At 44.3% G+C, this 14,146-nt stretch carries 19 protein-coding genes; 3 read left to right on the top strand and 16 right to left on the bottom strand.

All coding sequences use genetic code 11. The features are described from left to right. Nucleotides 1–18: 18 nt before the first annotated feature. The 4 genes from mraZ to CRO17_RS05735 form a co-directional block, all read right to left on the bottom strand. On the bottom strand, nucleotides 19–450 hold the full coding sequence (mraZ, locus tag CRO17_RS05750; RefSeq protein WP_097040257.1) for a division/cell wall cluster transcriptional repressor MraZ: 432 nt from the start codon (nucleotides 448–450) through the stop codon (nucleotides 19–21). Nucleotides 451–616: 166 nt separating this feature from the next. Next, nucleotides 617–2,242, bottom strand: a complete 1,626-nt coding sequence (gene bshC / locus CRO17_RS05745; protein WP_097040255.1) for a bacillithiol biosynthesis cysteine-adding enzyme BshC — start codon at nucleotides 2,240–2,242, stop codon at nucleotides 617–619. Between the two features lie 43 nt (nucleotides 2,243–2,285). Then, complete coding sequence (locus CRO17_RS05740) at nucleotides 2,286–2,669, bottom strand: DUF3397 domain-containing protein (protein WP_097040253.1); 384 nt, start codon at nucleotides 2,667–2,669, stop codon at nucleotides 2,286–2,288. After that, the gene (locus CRO17_RS05735) at nucleotides 2,666–3,547 is read right to left on the bottom strand and encodes a 2-dehydropantoate 2-reductase (protein WP_097040251.1); all 882 of its coding nucleotides are present in this window, start codon (nucleotides 3,545–3,547) and stop codon (nucleotides 2,666–2,668) included. Before CRO17_RS05735 ends, CRO17_RS05740 begins: the two co-directional genes overlap by 4 nt. A 158-nt stretch (nucleotides 3,548–3,705) precedes the next feature. On the opposite strand from CRO17_RS05735, the gene CRO17_RS05730 reads away from it, so the two are divergent. After that, nucleotides 3,706–4,155, top strand: a complete 450-nt coding sequence (locus tag CRO17_RS05730) for a GNAT family N-acetyltransferase (RefSeq protein ID WP_179636868.1) — start codon at nucleotides 3,706–3,708, stop codon at nucleotides 4,153–4,155. A gap of 19 nt (nucleotides 4,156–4,174) precedes the next feature. Here the strand turns inward: CRO17_RS05730 and CRO17_RS05725 are convergent, their stop codons facing one another. From CRO17_RS05725 to CRO17_RS05715, 3 genes are all read right to left on the bottom strand, one after another. Further along, nucleotides 4,175–4,651 (bottom strand): RsfA family transcriptional regulator, encoded by a 477-nt coding sequence (locus CRO17_RS05725; RefSeq protein ID WP_097040247.1) that lies wholly within the window; start codon nucleotides 4,649–4,651, stop codon nucleotides 4,175–4,177. Between the two features lie 123 nt (nucleotides 4,652–4,774). Further along, on the bottom strand, nucleotides 4,775–4,948 hold the full coding sequence (gene rpmF, locus CRO17_RS05720) for a 50S ribosomal protein L32 (protein ID WP_077309792.1): 174 nt from the start codon (nucleotides 4,946–4,948) through the stop codon (nucleotides 4,775–4,777). Nucleotides 4,949–4,979: 31 nt separating this feature from the next. Beyond that, nucleotides 4,980–5,495, bottom strand: a complete 516-nt coding sequence (locus CRO17_RS05715) for a YceD family protein (RefSeq protein ID WP_097040245.1) — start codon at nucleotides 5,493–5,495, stop codon at nucleotides 4,980–4,982. Between the two features lie 271 nt (nucleotides 5,496–5,766). Here CRO17_RS05715 and CRO17_RS05710 point away from each other — a divergent pair, with 271 nt between their 5' ends. Beyond that, nucleotides 5,767–6,957 (top strand): nucleotidyltransferase, encoded by a 1,191-nt coding sequence (locus tag CRO17_RS05710; RefSeq protein WP_097040242.1) that lies wholly within the window; start codon nucleotides 5,767–5,769, stop codon nucleotides 6,955–6,957. A gap of 122 nt (nucleotides 6,958–7,079) precedes the next feature. Here CRO17_RS05710 and CRO17_RS05705 read toward each other — a convergent pair whose 3' ends face one another. Further along, nucleotides 7,080–8,102 (bottom strand): SepM family pheromone-processing serine protease, encoded by a 1,023-nt coding sequence (locus CRO17_RS05705; protein ID WP_097040240.1) that lies wholly within the window; start codon nucleotides 8,100–8,102, stop codon nucleotides 7,080–7,082. Nucleotides 8,103–8,276: 174 nt separating this feature from the next. On the opposite strand from CRO17_RS05705, the gene ylbJ reads away from it, so the two are divergent. Beyond that, the gene (ylbJ, locus tag CRO17_RS05700) at nucleotides 8,277–9,461 is read left to right on the top strand and encodes a sporulation integral membrane protein YlbJ (RefSeq protein ID WP_342748978.1); all 1,185 of its coding nucleotides are present in this window, start codon (nucleotides 8,277–8,279) and stop codon (nucleotides 9,459–9,461) included. Here ylbJ and coaD read toward each other — a convergent pair. From coaD to CRO17_RS05660, 8 genes are all read right to left on the bottom strand, one after another. Then, nucleotides 9,458–9,931 (bottom strand): pantetheine-phosphate adenylyltransferase, encoded by a 474-nt coding sequence (gene coaD / locus CRO17_RS05695; protein ID WP_097040239.1) that lies wholly within the window; start codon nucleotides 9,929–9,931, stop codon nucleotides 9,458–9,460. The genes ylbJ and coaD overlap by 4 nt on opposite strands. Next, complete coding sequence (rsmD, locus tag CRO17_RS05690) at nucleotides 9,928–10,497, bottom strand: 16S rRNA (guanine(966)-N(2))-methyltransferase RsmD (RefSeq protein WP_097040236.1); 570 nt, start codon at nucleotides 10,495–10,497, stop codon at nucleotides 9,928–9,930. The genes coaD and rsmD overlap by 4 nt, the downstream gene beginning before the upstream one ends. A gap of 214 nt (nucleotides 10,498–10,711) precedes the next feature. Then, nucleotides 10,712–10,987 carry a YlbG family protein gene (locus tag CRO17_RS05685; protein WP_097040234.1) on the bottom strand — a complete coding sequence of 92 codons (276 nt, stop codon included), beginning with the start codon at nucleotides 10,985–10,987 and terminating at the stop codon, nucleotides 10,712–10,714. A gap of 101 nt (nucleotides 10,988–11,088) precedes the next feature. Beyond that, entirely contained in the window at nucleotides 11,089–11,526 is a 438-nt protein-coding gene (locus CRO17_RS05680) for a YlbF/YmcA family competence regulator (RefSeq protein WP_097040232.1), read from the bottom strand. Between the two features lie 51 nt (nucleotides 11,527–11,577). After that, nucleotides 11,578–11,811, bottom strand: coding sequence for a YlbE-like family protein (locus CRO17_RS05675; RefSeq protein WP_097040229.1), 234 nt, complete (start codon nucleotides 11,809–11,811; stop codon nucleotides 11,578–11,580). Between the two features lie 15 nt (nucleotides 11,812–11,826). After that, nucleotides 11,827–12,228, bottom strand: coding sequence for a YlbD family protein (gene ylbD, locus CRO17_RS05670; protein ID WP_097040227.1), 402 nt, complete (start codon nucleotides 12,226–12,228; stop codon nucleotides 11,827–11,829). A gap of 97 nt (nucleotides 12,229–12,325) precedes the next feature. Further along, nucleotides 12,326–13,351, bottom strand: coding sequence for a CAP domain-containing protein (locus CRO17_RS05665; RefSeq protein WP_097040225.1), 1,026 nt, complete (start codon nucleotides 13,349–13,351; stop codon nucleotides 12,326–12,328). Between the two features lie 82 nt (nucleotides 13,352–13,433). After that, nucleotides 13,434–14,054, bottom strand: coding sequence for a GNAT family N-acetyltransferase (locus CRO17_RS05660; RefSeq protein WP_097040223.1), 621 nt, complete (start codon nucleotides 14,052–14,054; stop codon nucleotides 13,434–13,436). Nucleotides 14,055–14,146 lie beyond the last annotated feature (92 nt).

Genomic DNA, 14,146 nt, shown 5'->3' with positions numbered 1-14,146 from the left:
ACATCCTTTCGGCTGCCATCAAATATCGAAATCAAGCATATTCTCAGCAATTTCAGCAAAAGATTCTTCAGATTCATCGAAATAGGAATTCCATTCGCTCTCCGCCCAGAATTCAATCCGTCCAGACACGCCGATAATGGCAACGTCCTTCTCCAGCTTTGCATATTTCCGGAGCGGTGCAGGAATATTAATCCTCCCCTGCTTATCAAGCTCGCATTCCACTGCTCCTGAAAAGAAGAAGCGTGTGAATGCCCGGGCATCCTTTTTGGTCAATGGCAGCTTTTTTAGTTTTTCTTCTAAGAGTCTCCATTCCTCCATAGGGTAACCAAACAAACATTGGTCCAATCCGCGCGTAAGCACAAACCGCTCACCTAAGTCCTCACGGAACTTTGCAGGCACGATAATACGTCCTTTCGTATCGACCGTATGCTGGTATTCCCCCATGAACATAGACTCCGCCCCCACTTTCCATTTTCATAGTACCACATCCCCCCACATTTCACCACCTCAATATTCACACTTTTTACTAGCATTTTCTCCCGTTCTTAGCGGTTTTTCGGAGTTAACTGCACAAAAAAACGTGCCTGGTCGTCGACCAAACACGCTTCCTGTGTCATCATACCGAAACAATATAATGTTCTGTAGTAAAATCATAGTTTTTCTGCCATAATTCACGCCAAATCCCCACTCCGGAAGTATTCCAGATTGCAAATAGGTTCAACGTCCGCTCCTGCAGCCCCTGTTCAGGATGCAGTGCAGCTTGCAAATGATCAAAATGCGACAGCGCTACGTGGTGCTGCTCTTTAATCCTAGCTTCCATTCGGCCTACAAGGAAATCAATATCTTCTTCCAAATGAAGCAGATTTTTATCTGCAAGCCGACCGAGATCATCGGCAATGGCAGCAGCACTTTGGCGAAGCGGCATATGCAAGTCAGCCATTGCTTGTTTGACTTGCTGTGATAAAACAGCGAGCGGAGGCTGCTGCTGCGCGGCTAAGTACTGAAGCTTTTCGGCATTTACTCCGCCTGCGATTGCTTTTTCCTTATTCAGCTGATAGCGATGCAGCAGTTTTTCTGTCTTACTGTCCAGCATCGTAAACGACAGTCGCGGCATTATCGGCGGCATTTTAAAACCGACGGCATGGAAGCCAGCTTGCAAATTCGACCAATAAGAAATCTCTCCGGGACCAGCGATAAAAGCTAGAACTGGCAGCAGGTAGTCCTGCATAAGCGGACGTGTTACCACATTATTACTAAGTCGTGCCGGCTCAGCTTCTGCCATTTGCAGCATCTCGTCCTCGGTAAAGACTGCTTCATCAGCTTTCCCGCGCCATTTGCCTTCCTCATCACGAATCAAAAGGGTTCTTTCGCCATCAATATAACAGAAGAGATTAGCATCCTCTATTTCCGGTCCTAACGTATTTGAATAGCCTTGCTGCTGCAGTTCTTGTGCGGTGTTATACACCCCTGCACTTATTTCCTGCTGTTTTTTGATCAGCTCCTGGAAAAACGGCCCTTCTATCCGGCGAAGCTGTTTATCACCGGAATCCAGCAAAATCAGACCGGAATCTCGATAAAGATGGTGGATAAGTCTCGCAAAGAAGTCGACAAAAGTTTCCGATTGGTCCAGCAAGTCGCTAACAATTTTGTGGATATCCTTTGTATCAGCTGTTTCTGGTAAAGCAGCGATCACTTCCTGCAGAAAGCTATGCATAAGCTCTTTATCAAGCACCACATCAGAAGCCGCCACTTTTTGTGTGAGATGCTGCTTCCATTTGAATTTATGTAATTTATGTTGTTTCGGAAGATAAATATGGTTGATTTCTTCAACATCATGATCTTCTCCGGCAATCCAAAATACCGGAATAACTTTGGTTCCAAGCTGTTCACTCTGCTGTGCAGCAAGTGCAATAATAGAAGTGATCTTATGCAGCGTCAATAACGGACCTGTGAATAGGCCTGCCTGCTGACCGCCAACTACCGTAACGGTATTAGGGTCCATTAAGGCTTCCGTATTGTGAAGCGCCTTCTCATCAGCACCCCACTCTTTATTTCGTTTATACAGCAAATCAGCTAGTTCTCCTCGCGGAAAGCTGCGTTCTTTTAACTCTTGCTGCCGGGCTTTATAGCTATCCTGGCGAAATGGTGCGTAATCGAATTTATCTATAACAGAAGGATGCTCTGCCCGATAATCGGCCACCAATTTATTCGGACTCTCCAGTCTCATTGGTTGTATTACCATATTAAGTACTCCTTTGTTTAAATTAACAGTTATATTATATGTATTATTGCCTGATGAATGTAACGATAATGCCTGCTACGAGCAGCAGTACATACAGCGGAGCAAACATTAGGAAGCAAATGCGCAGAAACATACGCCAAATATGCTTGAAAACAATCTCTCCTCGGTATTTGTAATGCATAAATACGATTAGCATAAACAGTACTGCAAGAAATCCTATCATATATCCGATGACAGCTTGCTGTAAAATGATTTGCAACATGATTATAACAGAAACGATGTAAAACACGGCTGTCGTTTGCACCGTATGCAGGAAAGCATTCCGTCTTTTCCGAATGAACTTGCGAACGATAAGAAAGTATATCCAAGTTGCAAGCGGTGGTACTGTAATGGCTGCCGCCAGAAGGTAAGCGATAAAATGCGTCATAAGCTAGTCCTTTCTTGCTGTCTTGTAAGTCCAAGTATACTATAGTAGACAAAATCCGTATAAGGAACGGCTCGCCTAGCATGCTTTTGCACATATCCTGAGATGGATTCCACTTCGGTCTGTCTGCCTGCTTCGATGTCTTTTAACATGGAGGAACGATTGTCTTTGGTGGCCATGATAATTCGACGTACATATTCCCACTGTTCCGCAAACTCGAAATCCAGTGCTTCCGCTGCTTCTTCACATAATTTCTGCGCTATCACACAGAACGCAGGACAATCAAGCAGCTCCCCGTTTTTCACACGATATATAGCCGTCAAAGGGTTAATCACTGCATTGGCAATCATTTTTCTTCCAAGCATACGATGCCAGTCCTTCTCAAATATAAAAGGGAAGTTCGGGTCATGTAAATGCTGTACAAGCATTTCAGCGCTGTTGCCCGTTAGGTTTGCCAGACGGATTACTGCTTTTCCGGTATGCAGCACACGCTGCTGATCTACCCGTACGGCACCCTGCTCCACAGAACCGACAACGATTGGATAATCAAACACGGCAGACAGCAGCATATCCGTATGAGCCATTCCATTTTGAAGAAACAATACAGGCGCTGCTGCATGGGAGACCAGTTTATCCCATACAGACTTTACGTCGTATTGTTTTGTACAGATAATATATAAATCCGTTGATTGCACAGTATTCAATTCATTTAATGGTATAGCGTTTATATGTATTGTTTCTTCATCCAGGCATATCCCTTTTGAAGAAATTAACTCGGCTTGTTCGTTTGTTCTCGTCAAAAGCAGCACCTCATGGGTGCTGCTGAGTTTTGCAGCTGCAAGCAGTCCGATTGCACCTGCACCGATTACAGTGATTCTCATCTCCGTCCCCCCGTTTGTCACATACCTAATTGTTTATTTTAGCAAGGTAGCTGCCAAAAGGATATAAGAAATATAACGCTTGAATTTGGAAACGTTTTCATATATGCTGAATGCATAAGCACCTAGCGAATTTTTTTAATACGGAGAGGGGAATCTGTATGACAGTAGCTAAAGTGGAAAAATTGCCAGTGAACTACAAAACAGCGGAGGATTTTGAACGCTTTGCAGCGCAGGGGAATGCAGAGCTTTCAATGTTCGATGAATTTCAGCTCAGCTTAATTGAGAGTGACGATGATACGCTTTTTTACGGTATTTATATGGATGAGCAGCTTGCCGCAAGAATGGCACTCACTTTCGTAAGCGAACAAAAAGATAACACATTTTATCCGCCAAAAGGATACGTGGAGATTACCAAACTTGAAGTACTGCCAGCATACCAAGGAAAAAGACTGGGCTCTTCCCTAGTTGAGTTTGTGCAATCCTTTACGAAACCCGTACGTACGAAAGCACGTGTTAATTCGGAATCCTTCTGGCAGCAGTGTTATTTCAAAGAGACGGGCAAAAAAGAAGATAACTTGACTGTGATGACTTGGCAGCCGACAAAATAAAAAAGCCCCTTTGGGCTTTTTATTTTGTCTCCGCTTCCTCAATCACCCATCGACATAGCTTTTCCATCTCGATGCATGCATCTTGGTACCGTTTAAGCTGATCTTTAAGCTTCGCATTCTCTATCTGCAGTGTGCGCAGCTCTTCATCAGGCTGCTTATTGGGAACATGAAAATTTTGTTTCACTTTTTCTAACAAATCAATCGCAGCTTCCAAACTGACAGAATCCTTTCCTGCCTTCTTCGGGGCAGCCTCTGGCGTTGGTTCTGCACTTTGCTGCTTCCTATTTTGTTTGGCTATCTCAATATCAGTTTGATAATATTGCCGAAGTGAGGCATTCCAACGAAAGCCGCAAGCTGCACCCGTCCGGTTAAGCTTCACCGCAACATCCCGAAATGCATCCAGCTGTGTTTTACCTTCCTGAATATAATCCAGCACTGTATTTGCTAATAGCACATCTTCTTTGTCAGTCCATGCATCCTGCCTTGTACTTTTCACAAGCTTCCCCCCTCTTCTATCCTGCTATCAATGTATGCAAGAGGGAAAAATGCTAGACTAGAAAAAAGTAGATAGAATATAAAAAACACCTATCATCATCTGACGATAGGTGTTTTTTTGTTTTTACGCTTCAACCACTGCTTTGCCATCATAATGTCCGCAAGATCTGCAAACGTGGTGTGGTTTTGCAAGTTCGCCACAGTTAGAGCATTCTACCATTCCTGGTACATGCAATTTTTTGTGTGTACGGCGTTGATTTTTAACTTTTTTAGAAGTTCTTCTTTTAGGTACTGCCACTGTCCTACACCTCCTTCAATCATTCACATGCTTATTCGTCGTCCTTCTTCAAGAGAGCCTGCAGCTTCTCAAGCCTCGGATCGATCTTGTCCTGCTGTGCATCCTCACTGGCAACCTGCCAGCCTTCTCCTTGTTTGACGGCATTATCTAATACCTCTTCATCATCGGAGAAAACACGGAAAGGAACATCCAAGAGAATATTTTCCTCTATATACGGTTTCAAGTCAAGCAGTTCTCCATCAACTGGATGAATTTCCGACTCGTCATCCGCGCTTGCATAAGGAGACAAAGTAAACAGTTCAGTCGCATCAATATGGAATTCATACGGCACATCTGCCAAAGTACGCGCACACGGCAAGATCATCTCACCATCTATCGCAAACTTAACAGTAATGTCGTTACCATAAGAAGTCGCCTGACCGCTGACCTTCACCGGATCAATACGACGAATATCATTCTTGCCCTGGATGTCAGACACATCCACTTGCTCTGTAAATTCGAAAGGTTCAAGACCTTTAGCTTTAAGCTTTTGAACCGGAATTTTCACGTTAATTCACCTCATGGCAACAAAAGTAATTGTAAAAAAAAACAGGAGCTTTGTCAATATATTTTCTTTACAGCAAGGCAATAATTAGCCTATATTCATATTAACACACTAGAAAAGCGTAGAAAACCGTTTAGAAACGAAGCGGTAAGCGAGAAAGCCCGGAGTCGGCGTTTTCCACTCGCAGGGATTTATCACTTACGGCGCAGCTCCTGGCTTTCGGAGCTAGACATCACTAGAAAGCGAAAAACCATCCACAAAAAGGAGGTCCCTCATGAGGTCATGCGGTATTGTCGTTGAATACAATCCATTACATAATGGTCATGTTTATCATATACAGGAAGCTCGTAAATTAACCGAAAGCGACTGCATGATTGCAGTAATGAGCGGTAATTTTATGCAGCGGGGTGAACCGGCCATTTTAGATAAGTTCAGCCGCACAGAAGCTGCTCTGCAAGCTGGCGTGGATCTGGTTGTAGAACTTCCTTTCCTTTATGCGGTCCAGCATGCCGATTTATTTGCAAAAGGTGCTGTGGCCATCTTAGATGCATTAGGCGCTGACCACCTCGTGTTTGGTTCTGAAGATGGCACTATCAATGCTTTTCATCAAGCACAGCTAAAGCGCAGAGCGAAGAAAGGCGTATTTGACGAAATCTTGAAACAGTCGCTCGAACAAGGTTTATCGTACCCAGAGGCAAGCAGGGCTGCATATGAAAATATTGGCATAAATTCAACTTTAGATTTGCAAAGTCCAAACAATATTCTCGGGTTCGCTTACTTGCGTGCAGCTGAGCAGCTGCACGCAAACATACATGTAGATACCATTCCTCGCATAAAAGCAGACTACCATGACCAATCCATCACTGGTCCGATTGCAAGCGCAACTTCAATACGGTCTGCTCGTCTGCGTAATCAAACAGAGAACATAAAACAAGCTGTGCCGGAATCTACTTACGCCGCCTTGCAGGATATAAAGCAGCTTCACAGCTGGGAAGACTATTTTCCATTGCTGCGGTATCTGATTTTGACCCATACGCCTGAGGTGCTGCGAACTATTCAAGGGATGGACGAAGGTCTGGAATATCGGTTCAAGCGATACATCCAGCAATCCGTAAGTTTTCAACAGTTCCTAGCTCATGTCAAAACAAAACGTTATACGTGGACAAGGCTTCAGCGCGTTTGTGTGCACCTTTTGACAAATTCACATAAGGAGCTCATTACCGAATGGCTGGATAATAAAGAGCTGCCTTACATTCGCATTTTGGGGATGAGTAAAGCAGGTCGCGCATTTTTGTCTTCTAAAAAGAAACAGCTTGAGGTGCCGCTCTTCACGCAGTTAAAAGATAACAGCCATCCAGTAGCTGATTTGGAGCTTCAAGCATCTGATGCCTACTACAGCACGTTATTACCGGCAGCTGCTGCGGCAGCTCGCAAACAGGAGATTTCGCCTCCTATTTTTGTATAACAACAAAAGCAGCCAATATAAAATGACAGCAATTCCGTACTTGATCTGCATTACAACTTCTATGTAAAAAATCCAAACGACGAAAGATCGTTTGGATTTTTTTATCTATAGAGCTATTTTATTTATTTTTCAGGCAATCCTTCTAGGTACTCTTTTGCTTCCTCAAACGTATCTACAGGAACGACTTTCATGTCTGATTCAATATCTTCTGCCGTTTGTTTTGCGAGCTGGTAATTAGAATCGTCAGCTCCATCCTCATTTGGCGCAAAGAAAACTGCACACCCTTCCTTATCTGCTGCTACAACTTTCTTATCAATACCGCCAATACGACCAACATTTCCTTCGTAGTCAACTTCCCCAGTACCGCAAATTTGCAATCCATGCGTCAAGTCTTCTTTTTCCAGCTGATCATAAATTTCCAGGCTGAACATGAGCCCTGCACTCGGTCCGCCAATTTCTCCGCTCGAGAAGGTGACTTCCGGATCTTCGTTTACTTCTCTGTCGGTTACCAATGTAATGCCAATACCAGGAATCTGGGTGTCAGGCAAAGCTTCGAGCTTCAATTCCTTTTCTAGCTGCTCGTCACCGCGGACAATTTGTAAGGTAATCGTATCGCCTAATTGTTTGGAAGTGACATATGTAGTCAGATCTGCTGCTTCATTTACTGTTTTATTATCTACACCAGTTATATGGTCACCTGGCTTCAATTTACCATCAGCAGGCAAGTCGTTTACTACAGAAACGACATACACTCCTTTATATTCCACTTGCAAATCGGCCCCTGCTGCTTGATAAGCAACGACTGTAGAAGCTTCCTGCGAGCTTTCCATTTGCATGAGCTGTGCTTGTGTATATTCTTCTTGGGAAATACCTTCTGGAATAACATCCTCCAGTTTCGCGATTTGATGGTACGGGAGAATGTGTGCTATCACATATTGAAATGGAGTTGCCTGGCCGCCGCGTACGGTGACAAGATGCATATCGCCTTCACTTTCATCACTGCCAGCCACCGAAACAATTGGATCAAGTGCATCTGCTCCCCCGGGTTTATATACATAATACGGCATTCTGTAAATCCCGGAAAAACAGAAGACAATGAGCAGCAACAGCACGATAAGCAAGATATAGCGCGTTTTCTGTTTCATCTTCAGTTCCCCTTTTGTGCCCTCTTTTATCTGCTAATTCAGCAGAAGAAGCATATTTCTCTTTCAAGCACGCGTATAGTTAAGGTAGCCTGTACCAACAGACTGAATTCAAGTGTACTACTTCGATATCAAGAAGTACAGCAGTCACAAATCGGAGGGATCATTGTGCAAAAGATGAAATCGATTTTGTTCGCTGGGGCAGCTCTGCTTTTAGCAGTCAGCCTGATTACATACCCGGATCCAGCACTGCAAGCAAGCATACGCGGGCTGAATATGTGGTGGGAAGTCGTATTTCCATCTCTGCTGCCTTTCTTCATCACAGCAGAGCTGTTAATCGCTTTCGGAATGGTACGCTTTATCGGTGTATTCTGCGAGCCGATTATGCGTCCTTTGTTCAATGTACCAGGTGTCGGAAGCTTTGTCCTGGCAATGGGAATGGCTAGCGGTTATCCATCGGGAGCGAAACTCACCAGCAGATTGAGGCAGGAAAAACAGCTGACAAAAACAGAAGCAGAACGTCTCGTGTCCTTTACAAATGCCAGCAATCCTCTATTTATCGTTGGTGTAATTGCGGTTAGTTTCTTCGGTGATGCCGAGCTTGGGCTCCTGCTTGCGATTGCACACTATGGCGGTAACATCCTTGTCGGTATCTGTATGCGATTTTACGGCCGTAATGAAACCAGATCGGTATATGTGCGTGAGAAAGGATTACTAAGACGTGCATTTCGTGAATTGCATGAAACACGTTTGGCGGATAAGCGTCCTTTCGGTAAAATCTTTGGCGATGCTGTCATTCAATCTATCCAGACCCTGCTGATGATTGGTGGATTTATTATTATGTTTTCCGTCTTCAATAAGCTTTTATTTATATTAGGTGTCACCGATTTCCTGGCAAATGGGCTAAAGATAATTACCAGTTTGTTTGGTATTCCAGCTGATTTGGTCCTTCCGATGCTCTCTGGCTTTCTAGAAATCACGATGGGCGGACAAATGATTGCACAAGCAGCCGGATCTGACTTCTTTTTCCCAATCGTAATTGTCAGTTTTGTTCTTGCATTTAACGGATTTTCTGTCCAAGCTCAAGTCGCGAGCATTCTTGCTGACACGGATATTCGTTTCGCTCCATATTTCTTTGCACGTATACTGCACGGCTTCATTGCAGCGGGACTGGCAGCTTGCTTATACGTACCGCTTTACGCAAGACATAAAGAAACGAGTATTTATACCTTTCTACATGAAAAAACAGCTCCAAATTTTATGGAGCTGCTCGAACGGGTAGCATCATTTGGGCCGCTGTTTACACTAAGCATACTTGCATTAGGCACACTTATACTGGTGCGGCGACGTCAATCCCATTAATATTTCAGTTTGATTGCCTTATGTACAGGGGGCGGCACAAGCTTACTTATATCCGCTCCATAGCTTGCTGCCTCTTTAACAATACTGGAGCTTAAAAAGCTGTATGCTGCATCAGCTGTGATGAACAGTGTTTCTAATTCCGGCTCTAAATGGCGGTTAATACCGCTTATCTGCATTTCACTTTCAAAATCGCTAACAGCCCGCAGTCCGCGAATCAGTACGCGTGCATCGTATCGTTTCGCGAAATCTACGGTCAGACCTTCTGCTTTCGCCACTGTCACATTCGAGAAGTGTTTTAGTGATTCCTGCACAAGTTCTACCCGTTCCTCCGCGTTGAAAAGCGGCTGCTTCTTGCTGTTCACAGCTACTGCAACAACCACTTCATCAAAAATAGCGGCTGCTCGTTTGATAATATCCACGTGACCGTTTGTTACAGGATCAAACGAGCCCGGATACATTGCGATTGTCATCTGGCACCCTCCTGAGCAGCTTGGTAAATTGTTATAGCAGTAGTATTCCCATAATTTTCTCGTTTTACCGCTTGAAAACCAGCGATATATTCCGGCAGCTCTTTACGCCCGTCATGTTCACAAACAATCTGTCCGCCAGCTCCTAGTATACCAGTCTCGCTAATCTGCTCAAGCAGGCTTTCGTAGGATACTTTTTGGTATGGCGGATCCAAAAAGATAAGATCAAACTGTTTCTCCCGTTTCGCAACGGCTTTCAGCGCACGCATTGCATCATTCCGATATACTTCTGCAGCGTCTGACAGCTTTAACGTCGTTAAGTTTTGATGAATTGTCTCAACAGCCTTGCCTTGCTTATCAACAAAAATACACGTGTCCATACCTCTGCTAAGCGCCTCAATACCAAGTCCGCCGCTTCCCGCGAACAAATCAAGACATGCTCCTCCTTCAAAGAATGGGCCAAGCACCTGAAACAGGCTCTCTTTCACTTTATCAGTTGTTGGTCTTGTCAATTGATTAGGAACAGCTTTTAATGCCCGTCCTTTATGCTCTCCAGCAATCACTCGCATTGCTATGTCACTCCTTCAAAAACGATGTATAATCCTGCTAAAGCCGGTCCATACTGTACTACTGAAGCGGCTATCACGCTTATAGCTGCTTCATGAACACGGAGAAGACTTACGTTTCCCCATAAGCTCTTCCTCCGGTTTCTCCTCTCCCTTTGCCTGTTTGTTTTCATCGGAAACAAAAGGCGCCTGCAGGGCTATTCCCTGCAGGCTTTTTTTATATACCGATCTTATAATCGTATTCTTTTGCTTTATCCTGTTTTGCATTCTCAAAATCTGTGCGTACAAATGGACGGTACGATAACGCTGTTTTAGATACGAACGGCAGTCTTTGTAATACTGCTTCTTTTTCCTCTGCTTCCTCCATGTTTACATAGATCATGGCATACTTTTGCTTTTTGGAAACAAAGACTAAGTGTCCGTGCCGCTTCAGCTGCTTTATATTTTTCATATGCTGGAACCATACGACGATCCCCTGACGTTTTGTCAACATAAATGATGTTCCTCGCTTTACAGCTTTTTTACTAGTGTAGCAAAGCCTGCCCCTATGGAGCAACATAAAAAAACCGACAAGCCAAAGCTTGCCAGTCGTTTTTAAGAGGCACAGCCGCAAGCTCCGCCGCTGCCGCACCCGCAGCCAGAGTCCTTCATAGCTGCACCAGATCGCGGTGCTTTAACGGTTTCACTCACCGTAGCAGCGAGTGTCCCGCTTATTTCGTCGAGCAGTTTTTGCAGATTTCGCTCTGCTATTTTAAATGCCGCAACATTGGCATCCATGTCCATCTCACGCTTCTTGCTGCGAATTGCTTTCATGATAGAGCTATAATCCGGGTGGTATCTGCCGAATCGCTGCACTTCTTCATATTGTTCCTTTACAGCAGTGAATGCATCGATTTTCGCTTTTGTTTCACTATCCTGGTAGAGCGCTTCTTGCGAAGAATTATAAGCAGCCATTACTTCCGAATCCCGGATCATTCTGCCTAAATTCTCGGATCGCTCCAATAGCTCAACAAATTCCACAGTTGCATACATATAACCACCTCCCCTATTATCATACCAAATAATAGGGAAAAATGAAAAGACCTAATCCCGCATTGCTCTTGCCATCTGTATCAGCATGTTGACCATACTAAGCTGTTCACCAAACTGCCCAATGCGCTGCGGCACGGTTTTTCCATAAAAATACTTGGCCTGCTTTTCCATATCCGCAAATGCATTTGGATCACGTGACAGCGTTCGGTACCAAACAGGGTGAAGTCTGACAAACCGCAGCAGCTCTTCCCTTTGCTTGAGCCTTTGATAGATATCCTGCCGCATCACATCCATCTCCTTCTAGTCTTTGTGAAACAATGTCGGCCCCTTTTTCTTTGCTGGAAGCTGTTGTTTCACACCTTGATATTGCCCGATTAAATGCTTTACATTATCTAATGCTCCATTCAGCTGGTGGATATGACCTGATAGCTTCTGCAAATCAAATTGACTTGCCATTCCCATCATCTTACTAACCATTTCATTTCCCTTTTCGGCTGATTCCTCATCTGTCTCCGCCTGTTCCGTCTGTGCTTCTGCTTTATACGCTTGCCAACTCGGGTCTTCTTCGCCTAAAAGCACCCACTTTTCATAATAAGGCTGCCATCCTGTCTGTTTCTGCCGCGCTTCTTCTATAAGCTTCGGATGCTGCTCGACAAATTGCTTGAATGCCTGAATCGATGGATGCAGATTCGTTTCTGACATTACAATCCAACTCCTATCCAAAATTACTCTCTCTAAACAATGTATGAAAGCCCAGGCAGATTGACACAAAAAAACCGAGTTTCATGAAGAAACTCGGTTATTGAAGCAAGAAGTTTTGTGTATAGTAGTAGCGGTAAACACCGACTCCCAATTCTTTGTAAGTTGGATCAAGCATCGTTTTTCGGTGTCCCTCACTATTTAACCAGCCAATCATAGCAGCTGGCGCATCTGTATAGCCTGCAGCAATATTTTCACCTGCATTTTGGAAAGGTACTTGGCCATCCGCCAACCGATCCCCAAGCTCTTCACCACTTGGCGTTACATGTGAGAAGTACTGCTGTTTCTGCATATCTTCACTATGACCAAATGCAACTGCTGCTACATTATCATTCCATTCGAGCGGAGAAACATCGAATTGGGCGCGCATCACATTCGTGATTTCAATAATTTGCTGTTCCATGCCTGCTTGTACTTGCTGCCATTCCTCTGTTATTAGCTGCGGCTGCTCAGGAAGCTGTCCTGTATATGTAATATCATATGGACGTTCCATAATCAGCTGCTCATCCGTTATCACACGCACAGCAGCTAGTTCATCCTTGAATGTGTCAAAGTAAAACTGCGCAAACAATCCGTCTTTCAGCTGTACTAAAGGCTGAATCTGCTGATCCTTGTCCTTCAGTTTAAACGTGTAACGGTTGCCATCATATTGGAAAGACACCTCGTTCTCCAACGTATAGTGCTTTTCTACTTCTTCCCGGCTTTCTCCAAGTTTCACATCAGCTAAAGAGGCTTCCCCAGCAGCAAAAGCCGTAACGATGCGATCATCTTTCACTCCGTACTGTGCATATGCGTCCCCTTTATCATATACATACCATTCATATCCGTAAGAAGACTTATCCATATGATCCGGTTCACCCTGATCTTTCTTCAACGTGTCAGGGGCTTGATTGATCCAGCGTTCTATATCTCCGTTCGGTTTTTGGGCAGCTTCTGCTTTTTGTGTATTCTCCGTATTTTTGGTCTTTGCATCGTGGGCAGGAGCCAAATAATCATTTCTATTCCAAAAGAATAAAGCACCCGCTCCCACAACGAGCAACAATAGCACGATTCGTAAACCTTTCATGCTCCAGCCCCTTTCTTTTCATACGCTGCACCTATTATAATACAAAACAGCATTTGGAAATAGCTGACTTTTTCGACAACCTTCACAAACCATCTGCCGGTAGCAGGTGCCCATATGTCCTAAATTGGATAAGTCCATCGACCTGTCCAAGTTTATGGAACCCGCAGCGCGTCAGCACTTGCTGCTTTTCTGCTTCTTGCGGTTTACAAAACGCATGAATGATATCCACACCTTGCTGCAGCAGCCAGTCACAGATGCTGACAATTGCTTCCTCTTCATATCTTTTGCCAGCCATCTCTTCCCGTATATGGAAAAAGAGTTCAGCCTGTGCAGCATCAGGAGTTGTTTGGCGGATAAAAATATCACCGACCATCTCCTGCTCATACTTTGTATGTACAATCCACGGCCCAAAACCAAAGCTTGTCTGTCCGGTTGCAAGATTCTCTAAATAAAGCGGCAGCTCTGCTTTCAGAGCATTAGATGGCCAGTCTGTCACATACGAAATTTCTTGTTCATAGAAGAATGTGATCGGAAATCGGACGAGCTGCTTTCCCATGTCGGTTGTTATTGCCTTTAAACTTAAACGAGATGTTTCCATATCCATTTCGTTACCCTCTCTTCGGTGCACGTTTGTTATGGTCTTTATTCCCAAAACGCTGTACGCAATAAACGCCAAATATTCAGGGACAAGATAATCGGCCATGAGAATGTCTCCATATAAGCGCAGTGCTCTGCCTGCTGCCCGGCAAAATATTGTTATCTCTCCCTAAAGCGCACTACTCTTATTGTCTGGTA

Source organism: Terribacillus aidingensis (assembly GCF_900215625.1).
Taxonomy (GTDB): Bacteria; Bacillota; Bacilli; order Bacillales; family Amphibacillaceae; genus Terribacillus; species Terribacillus aidingensis.
Note: the sequence above shows the minus strand (reverse complement) of the source record. Positions and strands in the feature narration are given on the sequence as shown.

Coding starts and splice junctions, on each gene's coding strand:
- mraZ (WP_097040257.1), bottom strand. CDS start 450: ATGTTCATGGGGGAATACCAGCATACGGTCGATACGAAAGGACGTATT.
- bshC (WP_097040255.1), bottom strand. CDS start 2,242: ATGGTAATACAACCAATGAGACTGGAGAGTCCGAATAAATTGGTGGCC.
- CRO17_RS05740 (WP_097040253.1), bottom strand. CDS start 2,669: ATGACGCATTTTATCGCTTACCTTCTGGCGGCAGCCATTACAGTACCA.
- CRO17_RS05735 (WP_097040251.1), bottom strand. CDS start 3,547: ATGAGAATCACTGTAATCGGTGCAGGTGCAATCGGACTGCTTGCAGCT.
- CRO17_RS05730 (WP_179636868.1), top strand. CDS start 3,706: ATGACAGTAGCTAAAGTGGAAAAATTGCCAGTGAACTACAAAACAGCG.
- CRO17_RS05710 (WP_097040242.1), top strand. CDS start 5,767: ATGAGGTCATGCGGTATTGTCGTTGAATACAATCCATTACATAATGGT.
- CRO17_RS05705 (WP_097040240.1), bottom strand. CDS start 8,102: ATGAAACAGAAAACGCGCTATATCTTGCTTATCGTGCTGTTGCTGCTC.
- ylbJ (WP_342748978.1), top strand. CDS start 8,277: ATGAAATCGATTTTGTTCGCTGGGGCAGCTCTGCTTTTAGCAGTCAGC.
- coaD (WP_097040239.1), bottom strand. CDS start 9,931: ATGACAATCGCAATGTATCCGGGCTCGTTTGATCCTGTAACAAACGGT.
- rsmD (WP_097040236.1), bottom strand. CDS start 10,497: ATGCGAGTGATTGCTGGAGAGCATAAAGGACGGGCATTAAAAGCTGTT.
- CRO17_RS05685 (WP_097040234.1), bottom strand. CDS start 10,987: ATGTTGACAAAACGTCAGGGGATCGTCGTATGGTTCCAGCATATGAAA.
- CRO17_RS05680 (WP_097040232.1), bottom strand. CDS start 11,526: ATGTATGCAACTGTGGAATTTGTTGAGCTATTGGAGCGATCCGAGAAT.
- CRO17_RS05675 (WP_097040229.1), bottom strand. CDS start 11,811: ATGCGGCAGGATATCTATCAAAGGCTCAAGCAAAGGGAAGAGCTGCTG.
- ylbD (WP_097040227.1), bottom strand. CDS start 12,228: ATGTCAGAAACGAATCTGCATCCATCGATTCAGGCATTCAAGCAATTT.
- CRO17_RS05665 (WP_097040225.1), bottom strand. CDS start 13,351: ATGAAAGGTTTACGAATCGTGCTATTGTTGCTCGTTGTGGGAGCGGGT.
- CRO17_RS05660 (WP_097040223.1), bottom strand. CDS start 14,054: ATGGCCGATTATCTTGTCCCTGAATATTTGGCGTTTATTGCGTACAGC.